15 protein-coding genes are annotated in these 14257 nt (G+C 69.4%); 1 reads left to right on the top strand and 14 read right to left on the bottom strand.

What is annotated here, in order from left to right:
- Window positions 1-5: 5 nt before the first annotated feature.
- Window positions 6-407 carry a YraN family protein gene (locus H6927_05230; protein MCP5217496.1) on the bottom strand — a complete coding sequence of 134 codons (402 nt, stop codon included), beginning with the start codon at window positions 405-407 and terminating at the stop codon, window positions 6-8.
- Between H6927_05230 and rsmI the strand changes: the two genes are divergently transcribed.
- Complete coding sequence (gene rsmI, locus H6927_05225) at window positions 406-1323, top strand: 16S rRNA (cytidine(1402)-2'-O)-methyltransferase (GenBank protein MCP5217495.1); 918 nt, start codon at window positions 406-408, stop codon at window positions 1321-1323. The genes H6927_05230 and rsmI overlap by 2 nt on opposite strands.
- Window positions 1324-1612: 289 nt before the next feature.
- On the opposite strand, the gene H6927_05220 is transcribed toward rsmI, so the two are convergent.
- The 13 genes from H6927_05220 to hpaE all read right to left on the bottom strand — a co-directional run bounded on the left by H6927_05220 (window position 1613) and on the right by hpaE (window position 14252).
- The gene (locus H6927_05220) at window positions 1613-2443 is read right to left on the bottom strand and encodes a hypothetical protein (protein MCP5217494.1); all 831 of its coding nucleotides are present in this window, start codon (window positions 2441-2443) and stop codon (window positions 1613-1615) included.
- 442 nt (window positions 2444-2885) lie between these two features.
- Window positions 2886-3101 (bottom strand): HigA family addiction module antidote protein, encoded by a 216-nt coding sequence (locus H6927_05215; GenBank protein ID MCP5217493.1) that lies wholly within the window; start codon window positions 3099-3101, stop codon window positions 2886-2888.
- Between the two features lie 723 nt (window positions 3102-3824).
- The gene (locus tag H6927_05210) at window positions 3825-5072 is read right to left on the bottom strand and encodes a hypothetical protein (protein ID MCP5217492.1); all 1248 of its coding nucleotides are present in this window, start codon (window positions 5070-5072) and stop codon (window positions 3825-3827) included.
- A 71-nt stretch (window positions 5073-5143) separates the two neighbouring features.
- Window positions 5144-5947: a UPF0149 family protein gene (locus tag H6927_05205; protein MCP5217491.1), complete on the bottom strand. Its 804-nt coding sequence runs from the start codon at window positions 5945-5947 to the stop codon at window positions 5144-5146.
- 44 nt (window positions 5948-5991) lie between these two features.
- On the bottom strand, window positions 5992-6897 hold the full coding sequence (locus H6927_05200; GenBank protein ID MCP5217490.1) for a DMT family transporter: 906 nt from the start codon (window positions 6895-6897) through the stop codon (window positions 5992-5994).
- Entirely contained in the window at window positions 6897-7892 is a 996-nt protein-coding gene (locus tag H6927_05195; protein MCP5217489.1) for a 2-dehydropantoate 2-reductase, read from the bottom strand. The genes H6927_05200 and H6927_05195 overlap by 1 nt, the downstream gene beginning before the upstream one ends.
- A gap of 38 nt (window positions 7893-7930) precedes the next feature.
- Window positions 7931-8710 (bottom strand): class II aldolase/adducin family protein, encoded by a 780-nt coding sequence (locus H6927_05190; GenBank protein MCP5217488.1) that lies wholly within the window; start codon window positions 8708-8710, stop codon window positions 7931-7933.
- Between the two features lie 58 nt (window positions 8711-8768).
- The gene (locus tag H6927_05185) at window positions 8769-9563 is read right to left on the bottom strand and encodes an HpcH/HpaI aldolase/citrate lyase family protein (GenBank protein ID MCP5217487.1); all 795 of its coding nucleotides are present in this window, start codon (window positions 9561-9563) and stop codon (window positions 8769-8771) included.
- An 11-nt stretch (window positions 9564-9574) separates the two neighbouring features.
- Window positions 9575-10390, bottom strand: a complete 816-nt coding sequence (gene hpaH / locus H6927_05180; protein ID MCP5217486.1) for a 2-oxo-hepta-3-ene-1,7-dioic acid hydratase — start codon at window positions 10388-10390, stop codon at window positions 9575-9577.
- A 6-nt stretch (window positions 10391-10396) separates the two neighbouring features.
- Complete coding sequence (locus H6927_05175) at window positions 10397-10855, bottom strand: 5-carboxymethyl-2-hydroxymuconate isomerase (protein ID MCP5217485.1); 459 nt, start codon at window positions 10853-10855, stop codon at window positions 10397-10399.
- Window positions 10856-10862: 7 nt separating this feature from the next.
- On the bottom strand, window positions 10863-11786 hold the full coding sequence (gene hpaD, locus H6927_05170; GenBank protein MCP5217484.1) for a 3,4-dihydroxyphenylacetate 2,3-dioxygenase: 924 nt from the start codon (window positions 11784-11786) through the stop codon (window positions 10863-10865).
- Between the two features lie 26 nt (window positions 11787-11812).
- Entirely contained in the window at window positions 11813-12778 is a 966-nt protein-coding gene (locus tag H6927_05165) for a tripartite tricarboxylate transporter substrate binding protein (GenBank protein MCP5217483.1), read from the bottom strand.
- Between the two features lie 4 nt (window positions 12779-12782).
- A complete protein-coding gene (gene hpaE / locus H6927_05160; protein MCP5217482.1) occupies window positions 12783-14252 on the bottom strand; it encodes a 5-carboxymethyl-2-hydroxymuconate semialdehyde dehydrogenase in 1470 nt (489 codons plus the stop codon).
- Between the last annotated feature and the right edge of the window lie 5 nt (window positions 14253-14257).

The raw sequence follows: 14257 nt of genomic DNA, 5'->3' as shown, positions 1-14257 counted from the left end.
AAAACTCACCCGCCCGCATCGAAGGCCGCCTGCAGCCACTCGATGCGCTCGCCATCGATGGCCACCACGTCAAAGCGGCAGGGTGGCGGCGCGGGCAGGCGCAGCAGGTAGTGCCGGGCCGCGAACACGATGCGCCGGCGCTTGGCCGCGCCCACGCTGGCCGCGGCGCCGCCCTGCGCGTCCGACGCGCGGGCACGCACCTCGACAAACACCAGCGTGCCATCGCTGTCGCGCAGGATCAGGTCGATCTCGCCGCCGCCGCGCCCGGGGGTTCGATAATTGCGCTCGACCAGGCGCAGGCCCGCGCGCTCCAGGTGCGCCAGCGCCAGATCTTCGGCGGCTGTGCCGCGCACGCGGGTGCTGGCGCCCCGCTTCAGCCAACCCATGACCCGAGCGCCCCTGTCCATGCCCGATTCCTCCCTTGTTGGCAAGGCCGATCTCCAGCCCGCGCTGGCCGCGGCCGCGGCGGCGGCCGGCGCGCAGCATTATCCGGCCGGCGCCCTGTACGTGGTGGCCACGCCCATCGGCAACCTGGCCGACATCACCCTGCGCGCGCTGCACGTGCTGGGCCTGGCGGACGCCATCGCCTGCGAGGACACGCGCCACACCCAGCCCCTGCTGCGCGCCTGCGGCATCGACGGCAAGACGCTGATCGCCCTGCACCAGCACAACGAGGCCGAGGCCGCGCAGGGCGTGATCGAGCGCCTGCACGCCGGCCAGCGCGTGGCCTGCGTCAGCGACGCCGGCACCCCCGCCGTGAGCGACCCCGGCGCGCGCCTGGTGGCTGCCTGCCGCGCCGCCGGCCTGCGCGTGCTGCCACTGCCCGGCGCCAGCAGCGTCACCACCGCCCTCAGCGCCGCCGGCCTGGCCGGCGACGGCAGCTTCGTCTTCGAAGGCTTCTTGCCCAGCAAGAGCGGCGAGCGCGCCAGCGCCGTGCAGGCCCTGGCGCAACAGACCCGCGCCGTGGTGCTGCTGGAGGCGCCGCACCGCATCGCCGCCCTGGCCGACGCCCTGGCCGCGCTGGGCCAGCGCCCCGTCACCGTGGCACGCGAGCTGACCAAGCAGTTCGAGCAGATCGCCACCCTGGCCTGCGCCGACCTGCCCGCCTGGCTGGCTGCCGACGCGCAGCGCCAGCGCGGCGAATTCGTGCTGGTGCTGCACCCCGCCGAGGCCGCGACCGGCGAGGACGAGAGCGAGCGCGTGCTCAAGCTGCTGCTGGCCGAGCTGCCTTTGAAAACCGCCGTGAAACTGGCGGCCGACATCACCGGCGCCGCGCGCAATGGCCTGTACGAGCGGGCGCTGGCGCTCAAGCCCGGCCATTGATTTTCATGAATCAAATCAGCCGCCAGCGCGCGATTTACAAGCCCAAGAAGCTATTATCAAAATAGCAATGCACGGCCACCAGCGCCGACCATGACTTTCGTCGCTTTACCCAGCGCAGCCTTGACATCCCGCGCCCGAGCTGCTGAAGGCCAGCACGCTGGCGCAGGCCCGGCGCCTGACGCAGCGCCAGGCCGAGCTGCTGACTACGCTCAACGCCATGGTCAGAACCGGCAAACACTGGGACATATCGATTCACGGCGCTTGACTTGGAAGACGGTTACTCCATCGATCAGCCGCGTCGGCGCAAGACCGCAAAACCCAGAACCATCAACCCGGTCAGCACCAAGCCACCCGTCCCATTGAGGGTGGGGACGGGTTTGGGCGCCAGCGCTTCCTGCAGCGCGGCGTTGGAGATACCCAGGAACATATCGATGGTGCTGTGCCCCGGCTCGGTGCTGACCCGGATGCTGCACACACCGCCGCGGTGAATCATCAGGCCGAACGTCGTATTGTCATTCGGCGAGCCGCCAGTCCGTGGGTCGGTAACCAGCCAGAAATTGTCCGAACCGGTGGATTGGAACTCCGCGGTTTGCGGCAACGGATCGGTCACCGCAATCTTGAGCCATTCCGAGCTGCTGGCATCCAGCTGGGCGCCGTTGCAACCAAAAAAGCGCAACTGGGCATGGTCACCCCCATCCACATCGTGCAGGAACAAGACCGTGCCAATGGGCAGCGGCTGGCCATTGCTGGTGGCAATCTCCAGCAGGCTGGGGTTGGCCGCACGGTTGGCCAGATGCTCGAACAAGGGGACTCTCGCCGCCGTCGGCAAACCAATGTCGTCTGGAAGCTTGGCCAGCGGATACATCCCCAGGTAGTCCGAGCTCCAGTTCTGTCTGACGATCGAGTGGCCATCGGTTGTCCGCACGGTCAAGGGAATCGGCCCCAGTTGCCCCGTGATGCTGGTATAGCCTGTTCCATTGACACTGGATGAATAGAACGTCCAGTCCTTGAAATACTGCGAGTGCGCCGCCACCGTCTGGTCGGCGTGGGCCGCAGCCATGGCGCCCACGGCCCAGGCCAGCAAGAACGCCGCACGCACCCGGTTGATCCACTGGTTCATGTCTTCAATCTCCATCTTTTTCGGCCGATTGTTCGCGGCTGTCAGGGCCCAGCACCCGGTGCACAGCAGGGCACGTCCATCGAAAATTCCATTAGCACGTCGAGTCTGCCACGGCATTGATTGGATTTAAATTTGAGCCAAGAAAAATTCGACATGCCGTGATATTTATTCCGTTTTGCCGTATTTTCATGGCTGTGCCGGTGTAGAAATCAATGGAAGCCGAGGTTTGGTTGAGGCACGAAATCCGACCTGGCTGGGAGCGCCGGCGTCTCGCCGGCAGGGGCGCCTTTTGCCGGCGGAGTGCCGGAGTTTTCCCAAGGGCTGGCCCCGGCAACTCCCAATTGAACGAAAAGGGAAATCAGGCAGCCAGCAACCGACAGCAAGAAATGCGCGAGAGCGCTTCACCCATCGCTTTGCGGGCGATCGCTGTGTCGTAGTTGACCTATCCTCGAAACCACCATCCGTCGCTGAGTCCGAAGTATCGGCATAGCCGAAGGTCGGTATCGGCGGTGATGGCCCGCTTGCCGGCAACGATATCGCCGATTCTTTGCGGGGGAACGCCGATGTCCTTGGCCAGACGATACTTTGTCAGACCCAGGGGCTTGAGGAATTCTTCTTCCAGCATTTCGCCGGGGGAAACAGGAGGTACGGTACGTATGGTCGAATGCCTTCAGTGATAGTCAACGATCCCGACGTTCTTACGGCCGTCTGGGGTCCAGATCGAGGCCAGGACCAAAGCGCGCTGATGCTGCCCATCTTCTGGCTTGCATCAGCCCGCGACGACTTGTGCCAGATTGTTGCCTACATCGCTCGCGAAAACCCGCCCGCGGCAAGGCGGATGAAAACGCGCCTGGAGGGCATCCATGCTGCCGACCGCGGAACACCCGTGCCTGTACCCACAGAGCGACCGCGCACCCACCGGGTACGCGGGAAATCGTGGCACACCCCAACTACATTGATTTGTACCGAGTGGCCGCAGCTCGCATCGAGGTTGTAAACGTGGTGCATGCCCGCCGCCAATTTCCCGTTGCCTCGAACGCAGCCAGGTCGGGTTGAGTAGCGAACCCGACGCGCCCCTGAACCAACAACCACCGGCTAAAGCCGGTGGGTTGAGACTCCAGGCACTGAAAGTGCACCGCCCACGCGTTGGCTTCACGACGCGTCAAGCCCAGGCGGCTCTGCCCTGAAATTGTCATTAGGGTTCGGCTCGAAGTGGTGCTCCAAATACTCCTTGATCATCTCTTCCGTCATCTGCCCTACGTCGCTGCCCATTACTCCAGAGGGGCAAGGCAGCAAGGCGGGGGCTGAATTCATCGCCGTGCCTCTGAGGGCATCGCGGCCCCTGACGCCCCCATGGCCGGCGCTCCCTGCGCCCCCGCGCTCAGTGGAAAAACGCGTACCCCACCAGCACCGCCACCACCAGCCCCACCGCGTCGGCCAGCAGCGCGCAGGCCAGGGCGTGGCGGGTGTGCTTGACGCCCACGCTGCCGAAGTACACCGCCAGCACGTAGAAGGTGGTCTCGGTGGAGCCCTGGATGATGGCGGCGAGCTGACCGGGGAACGACGCCACGCCGTGGGTTTGCATCACGTCCACCATCAGCCCGCGCGCGCCGGAGCCGGACAGCACCTTCATCAAACCCACCGGCACGGCGGGCAGGAAGTCGGTGGGCAGGCCGGCGGCCGCCACGGCCCAGGCGATGCCGCCCATCAGCCCGTCCAGCAGGCCGGCGGCGCGAAACACGGCAATGGCCGCCAGCATGGCCACCAGGTAGGGAATGATCTGCACGGCGACGGCAAAGCCCTCCTTGGCGCCGTCGACGAAGGCCGAATACACGTCCACGCGCCGGATGAGCCCCGCGGCGATGAACAGCGCGACGATGCCCAGGATGGCGCCGGCGCCGATCACGCCCATCCATTGCGCGGCCTGATCGGGCGGCAGGCGCGCCAGCCACCCCACCAGCGCGCCGGTGACGCCGGCAAAGCCCGCCAGCGGCAGCAGCAGGCTGGCGCGCCAGAGCGCGATGCGCTGCACCCACGCCACGGCCAGCAACGCGACCACCAGGGTGATGGCGGTGACCAGCAGCGTGGGCAAAAAAATGTCGGCCGCGTTGAAGTGCGCCAGCCCCTGCTGGACGGCCAGGGTCTGGCGGATGGCGATGACGGAGGTGGGGATCAGCGTGAGCCCAGCGGTGTTGAGCACCAGGAACATGATCTGCGCGTTGGTGGCGGTGTCGGGCCGGTCGTTGAGCGACTGCAGCTCCTGCATGGCCTTCAGGCCCAGCGGGGTGGCGGCGTTGTCCAGGCCCAGCAGGTTGGCGCTGATGTTGAGCGTCATGGCGCCGTGCGCCGGGTGGCCGGCCGGCACGCCGGGGAAGATCTGGCGCATGACGGGCCGCACCGCGCGCGCGAAGTGCTCGATCATGCCGGCGCGCTCGCCGATCTTCATGAAGCCCAGCCACAGCGCCATCATGCCCGTGAGGCCCAGCGCGATCTCGAAGCCCGTCTTGGCGGCACCGAACAGCGCCTCCATCTGGCGCGGAAAGGCGCCCAGGTCGCCCATCAGCGTCTGCGCCAGCGCGGCGACGAAGGCGCTGAGGAAGAAGCCGAGCCAGACGTAGTTCAGGGCCAAATCGGGCTCCAGCGCGGGTGCATCAAGCGCAGGTAGCTATCAAATTGATTGTATTTGAAGCCTGCGCGCGCTCACGCCCCGCAGCACTTCTTGTACTTCTTGCCGCTGCCGCAGGGGCAGGGGTCGTTGCGGCCCACCTTGTCGCTGTGCACGGGCGCCACGCGCGGGCCCAGGCTGCGCGCGATGGCGTACAGGTCGTAGATGGCCCAGATGGCCTCGCCGAAGGCGTCGAAGCGCGCCTGGCTGACGCTGGGCGGGTCGGCCTCGTCGTACAGGTTGACGGCCGGCGGGTCGCGCTCGTCCTCCAGCAGGTCGGCCAGGCAGTCCAGCGCGTCGGCCATGGATTCGGCGATTTCCTTGTCGCGCGGCGGCGCCCAGTCGTCGGCCCAGTATTCGGTGGCGTCCAGAAAGCCGGCCGCCCACACCTGGGCGAAGGGCGGCGGCTCGCCGTCCGCCGCGGCCTCGGCGCGGTCGGCCTCGGGCAGGCTGGCCAGCAGGCCGCGCCAGTCCAGCACGCCGGGGTCCAGCGCGCGCTCGTCGTTCAGGTCGTCGACGGCCGACTGCAGGCCGGCGCGCAGCTGCGCCTCGCGCGCCAGCCAGTGCATCATGAAGTGCGTGCGCTCGCCCTCGCTGGCGAAGATGGCACCACCGCCCGGGCCGAACAGCATGGGCAGCCACTCGTCGGGCGGCACGGCGCGGCGCGTGCACAGCAGCGCGGTCAGCACGCCCTCGCAGTATTCCCACTGCGGCGTGTCCTCGGGATGGCGCTCGCGCAGCGCGTCCAGTGCGTCTTCCAGCGCGCCCAGGGTGGCGCCGACGGGGTCCTCGTCGTCGGGGTCCAGGGAGGCGGGGGGAGCGTCGGCGTCGTGGGTCATGGCATGGCTTGGAATGAGACGAGGGATGGTAACCGCGTGGGCGCTCAGGCCCGGCGCCGGCGCAGCCCAAGCCCCATCACCGCCCCCACCACGATCAGCGCGCCCAGCACCTGCAGCGGCGCCACGGCCTGGCCCAGGATCAGCCAGCCCAGCACCAGGGCGAACACCGGCTCGACGTTGAGCACCGGCGAATGGCCCACCACGCCCAGCCGCGGCAGCACGGTGAACAGCAGCGTGATGCCGGTGCCGTACAGCACGGTCAGCAGGCCCAGGCCCCACCAGCCGGCGGGCGCCGTGGGCAGGGCCAAGCCGCCCTGCGCCAGCGCGGCGGCCATGGCCACCACCGCGACCACGGCCATCGAGCCGAAGGTGCGCACGCGGCCGTCCAGGCGCCCGGCCTCGTGCTGGGTCAGCACCAGGGCCAGGCCGAACAGCGCGGCGGCCACCAGCGCAAAGCCCACGCCGGCGCCGATGGCGCGCCACTGCCCGGCCGCGCCCAGGCCCGAGGCGGCGCCCAGCACGTCGAGCGCCAGCACCAGGCCCAGCAGGATCACCGGCATGGCCAGCAGCACCGCGCGCTCGGGCCGGTGCTGGTAGAGCACGCGCGCCCACAGCGCCGTCATCAGCGGGAAGCTGTTGAACACCAGCAGCGCCAGCACCACTGGCAGGCGCGCCACCGCCGCGTACAGGCACAGGCTTTGCACGCCGATCAGCACGCCGATGGCGGGCAGCGCGCGGCGCTCGCGCGCGCTCAAGGCCACCGGCACGCGCTGCAGCACCAGCAGCGCGCCCACGGCCAGCGCCGTGCCGGTGCTGCGAAACGCCACCGCCGTGGCCACCGTCACGCCGTGGTCGAACGCCAGGCGCGCGGCCACGTGGTTGCTGGCCATCAGCAGCGCGATCAGCGTCAGCGCCAGAAAGCCGGCCCAACGAGGGCCGGACGGCGCCATCAGTAAAGGCCCAGCTGGCGCGCGTGCAAGCGGGCCAGGCCCAGCAGCGCGTCGGTGAAGGGCGTGGCCACACCGGCCAGCTGGCCCAGCTCGCGCACCGCGCCGACCAGCGCGTCGATCTCCACCGGCTTGCCGGCGCGCACGTCCTGCAGCATGGAAGGCGTGAACACGCCCAGCTTGCGCGTGACCCGGTGGCGGTCCTCGGGCGTCTCGGTGATCGGCACGCCGATGCGCGCGCCGATCTCGCGCGCCTCCAGCATCACGGCGCTGACGAAGCCGCGCGCCAGCTCGTCGTCCAGCACGCGGTCGGCCGTGACGCCGGTGAAGGCGCTGATGGGGTTGATCGTCATGTTGCCCCACAGCTTGTACCAGACGTCCTTCTGGATCTGCGGCGACACCGTGGTGTCGAAGCCGGCGGCGCGCAGCAGCGCCGCCAGCGCCGCCAGGCGCGGCGAATCGCCGCCGGCCGGCTCGCCCACGATCAGGCCGTTGCCGAAGTGGCGGCGCACCACGCCCGGCGCGTCCAGCGAGCAGCTGGCGTGCACCACGCAGCCGATCACCTGACGCGCGGGGATGGCGCGCTCGATCGCGCCGTCCGCATCGACCGAAGCCAGGCGCGTGCCGGCCAGCGCGCCGCCGAAGCCCTGCAGAAACCACCAGGGCACGCCGTTCATGGCCGTCAGCACCACCGTGCGCGGGCCCAGCAGCGGCGCGATGTGGCGCGCCACCTCGGCCATGGCCGGCGCCTTGACGGCCACGATGACGAGGTCCTGCTCGCCCAGCTCGGCCGGGTCGGCGGCGGCCTGCACCGCGAAGGCGCGCTCTTGCGGCTGGCCGTCGGCGCCCGCCTCGACCAGGCGCAGGCCATGCTCGCGCAGGGCCGCCAGCGTGGCGCCGCGCGCCACGCAGCCGAGCCGCGCGCCCTGCGCCGCCAGGCGCGCGCCCATCCAGCCGCCGATGGCACCCACGCCGTAGATCGTGATTTTTTTGAACATATTGCTTTCCAGCGCGCGTCCAACCAGCGTAAGAAGCTCTAATTTTTATAGCTTTGGTCGATGCGATCGATCTGCCGCACCAGCGCGTCGAACACGTCCTGCCCGGCGCCGCGGCGCGGGTCGAACTGGAACGAGTCGCGCGTGCACTGCGCGGCAATGGCCTCGGGCACGGGCAGCGGCGCGCCCATGCTTTGCGTGGCCAGCTGTACCTCGCAGGCGCGCTGCAGCGTCCACAGCACGGCGAAGGCCAGCGGCAGCGTCTCGCCCCAGGAAAGCAGGCCGTGGTTGCGCAGGATCACCGCGGGCCGGCCTGCGATGCTGGCGACCACGCGTGGCCCTTCGTCGGCGCGGATGGTGATGCCCTCGAAGTCGTGATAGGCCACCAGACCGTGCAGCTGCGCGCTGTAGAAGTTGCTTTGCGACAGGCCCGAGGCCAGCGAGGCCACGGCCACGCCGGCGGTGGTGTGCGTGTGCATCACGCAGTGCGCGCCCGCCACCCCGCCGTGGATGCAGCTGTGCAGCACGTAGCCGGCGGGGTTGATGGGGTGCTCGGAGCCATCCAGGACCTTGCCCGCCAGGTCGATCTTGACCAGGTTGCTGGCCGTCACCTCGCTGTAGTGCAGGCCGAAGGGGTTGATGAGAAAGTGCCTGTCGCCCCCCGTGGCGCTCTCGGGCACGCGCAGGGTGATGTGGTTGTAGATCATCTCGGTCCAGCCGAGCAGGGCGAACACGCGGTAGCAGGCGGCCAGTTGCAGGCGCGCGGCCCATTCGTCGGGATGCACCCGGCCTTCGAGCCGGCGCACGGCGGGGCCGTTCACTGGACAGCCCTCCGCGCTGCGCGCTGCGGGATTCGCGCTTGGGAGCGGCCCGGCGCGCTCATGCCTGTTCCTTGAAGGCCTTGGCCAGGCGCGTGGTCTCGCGCGCCAGGCTGACGGTGTCCAGGCCCACGGCGACGAAGCTGGCGCCCCACTGCAGGTAGCGGTGCGCCAGGGCCTCGTCCACCGCCAGGGTGCCGGCGGCCTTGCCGGTGGCGACGATGCGGCGCGTGGCGCTCTCGAACAGCGCCAGCATCTCGGGATGGCCGGGCTCGCCCCGGTGGCCCATCGAGGCCGACAGGTCGGCCGGGCCGATGAAGATGCCGTCCACGCCGTCCACCGCGGCGATGGCCTCCAGGTTGTCGATGGCCGTGCGCGTCTCGGCCTGCACCAGCACGCACAGGCGGTCGTTGGCCTCGTGCACGTAGCGCGGGCGGCGCCCCCAGCGCGCGGCGCGCCCGCCGGCCATGCCGCGGATGCCGCCGCCGCCGTCGTCGTCCGGGTAGCGCGCGGCCCGCACGATGGCGGCGGCCTGCTCGGCCGTGTCCACCATGGGCACCAGCAGGGTCTGCACGCCCAGGTCCAGGTACTGCTTGATCAGCATCTCGCCCACGTGGCCCAGGCCCATGGGCAGGCGCGCGATGGGGTGCGCCGCCGGATAGGCGGCCAGGGCCTGCAGCTGGTAGAGGATGCTTTGCAGGCTGTGCGAGGTGTGCTCGCCGTCGATCAGCAGCCAGTCGAAGCCCGCGCCGGCGGCAATCTCGCCCACCAGGGTGTTGGGCAGGTTGAGCCAGTAGCCGATCTGGGGGCGCTTTTCAAGCAGCGCCTGCTTGAACAGGTTGGGTGGGGTTTGCATGGATCGCTCCTTCAGACGAACTTGAATGCCAGCTTGCCCAGCGGCCCGTAGTCGGCCTTGAACACATCGCCCGCCCGCGCCGCCACCGGCCGCGTGAACGAGCCGGCCAGCACGATCTGGCCGGCCTTGAGCGTCTCGCCCCAGCGCGCCAGCTTGCCCGCCAGCCAGGCGATGCCGATGGCCGGGTCGCCCTGCACGCCGGCGGCCAGGCCGGTCTCTTCGACCACGCCGTTCTGCCGCAGGATGGCGCCCACCCAGGCGCGGTCGATGGCGCGCGGGTCGGCCCGGCCCGCACCGATCACGATGCCGGCGTTGGCCGCGTTGTCGCTGATGGTGTCGAAGACCTTGCGCATGGCCCGCGTGTGGCGGTCGAACTGCTCGATGCGCGCGTCGATGATCTCGATCGCCGGTGTTACATATTCGGTAGCATCCAGCACTTGCTCCACGCCGGCTTCAGGCCCTTTCAGGTCGGACTTGAGGACGAAGGCCAGCTCCACCTCGACGCGCGGGGCGATGAAGCGCGAGGCCGGGATCTCCAGCACCTGGCCCGGCGTGCAGGTGTAGCGCATCGAGTCGAGCAGGGTGCCGTAGTCGGGCTCGTCGATCTGGCTGCTGATCTGCATGGCGCGCGAGGTCAGGCCGATCTTGTGGCCGATGACCTGGCGCCCCTCGGCCCGTTGCAGCGCCACCCAGGCGCGGCCGATGCGGTAGCCGTCCTCCACCGTCATGCCGGGAAAGCGCTTGGAAAAGTGCTCGAGCTGCACGCGCGACGTTTCGCTGGCGTGCAGCTCGGCGGCCAGGGTTTGGATCTGCTCGTCGGTCAGCATGACAAATCAGGATTTGCGAAACAGCGGGTGCAGCGTGCTGTGCTTGGCGTCGAACACCTCGGGGCCCTCGTCGACCTGCACCGTCAGGCCGATGTGGCGCGTGGCCATCACGGGGTCGAGCCGCCCGCGCAGCGCGGCCGTCACGGCCTCGCCGGCGCGCTGCTGCGTGGCCGGGCCGCGCCCGCGCGCCATGCGCAGGTTGGCGTACATGAAGGCGTACTCGCCCGGGTCGCTGCCACCAATGCCCGTCTTGCCGGCGCCGGCCGCGCGCCCGGCCGCGCCGCCGTCGGCCAGCGCGAAATGCGGCGCCGGGTAGGCCAGCACGCGCGTGCCGCCGGTGGGGAAAACCTGGGCGCCGGCCTCGTCGCGCACGGCCAGCATGGCGTCGGCGGCCTCGCGGCACAGGCGGGGCATGTCGACGATGGCGTCGAGGTTGCCGGAATAAAGAATCACCAGATGGGGCATGTCGTTCTCACAGTCTCGCAACAGATTTGAAACTCGTCGCACGCGAGGCCTCGGGCGGTGGCACGGCGGCGCCGTCCTGCGGCGTGACCGGAAAGACGGCGTTGATCTGGCCCGTACCCGAGGCGGCGAAGTAGGGCGTGACGACTTCCGCCCGGCCGTCGTAGGCCGACCAGCCCAAAGCGCCCAGCAGCATCGCCGTGTCGTGCATGAAGCCTTCGCCATGGCCCTTGCTCGCGTACTCCGGCAGCATGGCACAAAAATCGGCCCATTCGCCGGCTTGCCACATGCCGATCACCTGGTGGTCCAGCCGCTCCAGGAAGGGGCTCCAGATCTTGAAGGCGAATTCGGGCGCCAGGCCGTTTTGCGCAAAGCGGTGCGACAGCGAGCCGCTGGCCAGGAAGGCCACGGTGCCGTCGTAGTGCTTTTCAACGGCCTCGCGCATGGCCCAGCCCAGGCGGGCGCTGTCGTTGAGGTAGTGGCTGGTACACAGCGCCGACACCGATATCACCTTGAAGTGCTCGTCCGCGTTCATGTAGCGCATGGGCACCAGGGTGCCGTACTCGGGCTGCAGCGAGGTGGCGTCGTGCGCCAGCGTCTCCACGCCCTGTTCGTTGCAGGTCCTGGCCAGCAGCCGCCCCAGTTCGGGGTTGCCGTCGAAGGCGTAGGCCATGTTGCTGATGAAGTGCGGCAGCTCGTTGCTGGTGTAGGTGCCGGCCCAGCGCGGCGCGCAGTTGAGGTGGTAGGTGGCGTTGACCAGCCAGTGGGTGTCGAACACCACCAGCGTGTCCACCCCCAGCGCGCGGCAGCGCCGGCCGATTTCGCGGTGGCCCTCGATGGCGTCGGCGCGCGTGCCGTGGCGCGGGCCGGGCAGCTCGCTCAGGTACATGCTGGGCACGTGGGTGATCTTGGCGGCCAAGGCGAGTTTGCCCATGGTTTGTCTCCTCGCGCGGTGGTGGATCAGGCCTCTTGCGTGATGCCGGCCTGGCGAATGACCTGCGCGTAGCGCGCGATCTCGTCCTGGATGAAGGCGCCGAACTGCGCCGGCGTGCCCGACTTGTCGGCGATGCCGCCCTTGTGCAGCGCCTCGGCCACCGCGGGTGCGCGCAGCGCCTGGTTCACCGCCGCGTTCACGCGCTGCACGATCTCGTCGGGCACGCCGGCGGGCGCCAGCATGCCGTTCCACGAGTTGGACTCCACCCTGGCGCCCTGCTCGGCCAGCGTGGGAATGTCGGGCGCGTATTGCGAACGCTGGACCGTGGCCATGCCGATGGCCACCAGCTTGCCGGAGGCCACGTGGCCGCGGAACTCGGGCCAGTTGCCGAACATCATCGACACCTGCCCGCCCAGCAGGTCGGCCAGCGCGGGCGCCTGGCCCTTGTAGGGCACGTGCACGATGCCGGGGGCGTTGAGCGCGGTCTTGAGCATCTCGCCGGCCAGGTGCGCCGAGGTGCCGTTGCCGAACGAGGCGTAGCTGAGCGGCTTGCCGGCCCTGGCCTGCGCGGCGATGTCGGCCACCGTCTTCAGGCCGCTGCCGGGGTGCGTGGCCAGCACGTGCTCGGACAGGCCCATCAGCGCCACCGGGCGCAGGTCCTTGACGCTGTCGTAGGGCAGCTTTTTCACCAGCGTCTGGTTGACGCAGAAGCTGTTGGCCACGGTGACGAAGCTGTACCCATCGGGCGCCGACTTGGCGATGTTGTCGACCCCGATCACGGTGCCGGCACCGGGGCGGTTCTCGACCACCACGGTCTGCCCCAGCGACTTGCCGAGCTCGGCCGCCACCAGGCGCGTGACGTAGTCGGTGGTGCCGCCGGGCGGAAAGGGCACCACCCAGCGCAGCGGCCTGGCCGGCCAGGCCTGGGCGCGCGCGGCCAGCGGAAACACGGCGGCCGCGGCGGCGGCCTGGACGAGATGGCGACGTTGCATGGTTTCAAGCTCCCCAATGCGGAATGTGGTGCGCGCCCATGGACACCGCGATGTTCTTGGGCTCCAGAAAAACCTCGTAGCTCCAGGTGCCGCCCTCGCGCCCGGTGCCGCTGGCCTTGGTGCCGCCGAAGGGCTGGCGCAGATCGCGCACGTTCTGGCTGTTGACGAAGCACATGCCGGCCTCGATGGCGGCAGCCACGCGGTGCGCACGGCCGATGTTCTCGCTCCAGACGTAGCTGGACAGGCCGTACTGGATGTCGTTGGCCAGCTCGATCGCGTGCGCCTCGTCCTTGAACGGGATCAGGCAGGCCACGGGGCCGAAGATTTCGTCCTGCGCGATCTGCATGCGGTTGTCGACGTCGGCGAACACCGTGGGCCAGACGTAGTTGCCGCCCCTCACGCGCGCGGGCAGCTCGGCGGCGTAGGACGGGCGGTCGATGCCGCCGCACAGCAGGGTGGCGCCCTCCTTCGGGCCCAGCTCGATGTAGTGGCGCACCTTGGCCAGGTGGTTCGGGCTGATCATCGGGCCGACGATGGTCTGCTCGTCCTGCGGGTCGCCCACGGTGATTTTCTTGGCGCGCTCGACAAAGCGCTGCACGAAGTCGGCGTAGATACCCTGCTGCACCAGGATGCGGCTGCCGGCGGTGCAGCGCTCGCCGTTGTTGGAGAAGATCATGAACACCGCGGCGTCGAGCGCCCGGTCCAGATCGGCGTCGTCAAAAATCACGAACGGGCTCTTGCCACCCAGCTCCATGCTGAACTTCTTCAGGCCCGCGGTCTTGACGATGCGGTTGCCGGTGGCCGTGGAGCCGGTGAAGCTGATCGCGCGCACGTCGGGGTGGGCCACGAGCGGCTCGCCCGCCTCCTTGCCGAAGCCGTGCACCACGTTCAGCACGCCGGCCGGAATGCCCGCCTCCAGCGCCAGCTCGCCCAGGCGCGCGGCGGTCAGGGGCGAGAGCTCGCTCATCTTGAGCACCGCGGTGTTGCCGAAGGCCAGGCACGGCGCCACCTTCCACGTCGCCGTCATGAAGGGCACGTTCCACGGGCTGACGAGCGCGCACACACCCACCGGGTGGAACAGCGTGTAGTTCAGGTGCGTGGGCGTGGGGTAGGTGTGGCCGTCGACGCGCACGCACATCTCGGCGAAGTAATGAAAGTTGTCGGCCGCGCGCGGCACCAGGCCCTTGCCGGTCTGGGCGATCACCTGGCCGGTGTCGTCGGTCTCGGTGCGGGCGATCTCGGGCACGTGCCGGGTGATCAGATCGCCCAGCGCGCGCAGCTTCTTCGCGCGCTCGGTGGCGGGCAGGCCGGCCCACTTGGGAAAGGCCGCCTTGGCCGCGGCCACCGCCGCGTGCACCTCGGCCTCGCCACCGCTGGCGACCTCGGCCAGCACCTCTTGCGTGGCGGGGTTGACGGTCTCGAAACGGTCACGGCCGGCGACCGCCTTGCCGTCGATGAGATGATCGATTTTCATAGCTG

This window comes from Burkholderiaceae bacterium (assembly GCA_024235995.1).
Classification (GTDB): Bacteria; Pseudomonadota; Gammaproteobacteria; order Burkholderiales; family Burkholderiaceae_C; genus Ottowia.
The sequence above is the reverse complement of the archived record's forward strand: the minus strand, read 5'-3'. Positions and strand labels throughout refer to the sequence as shown.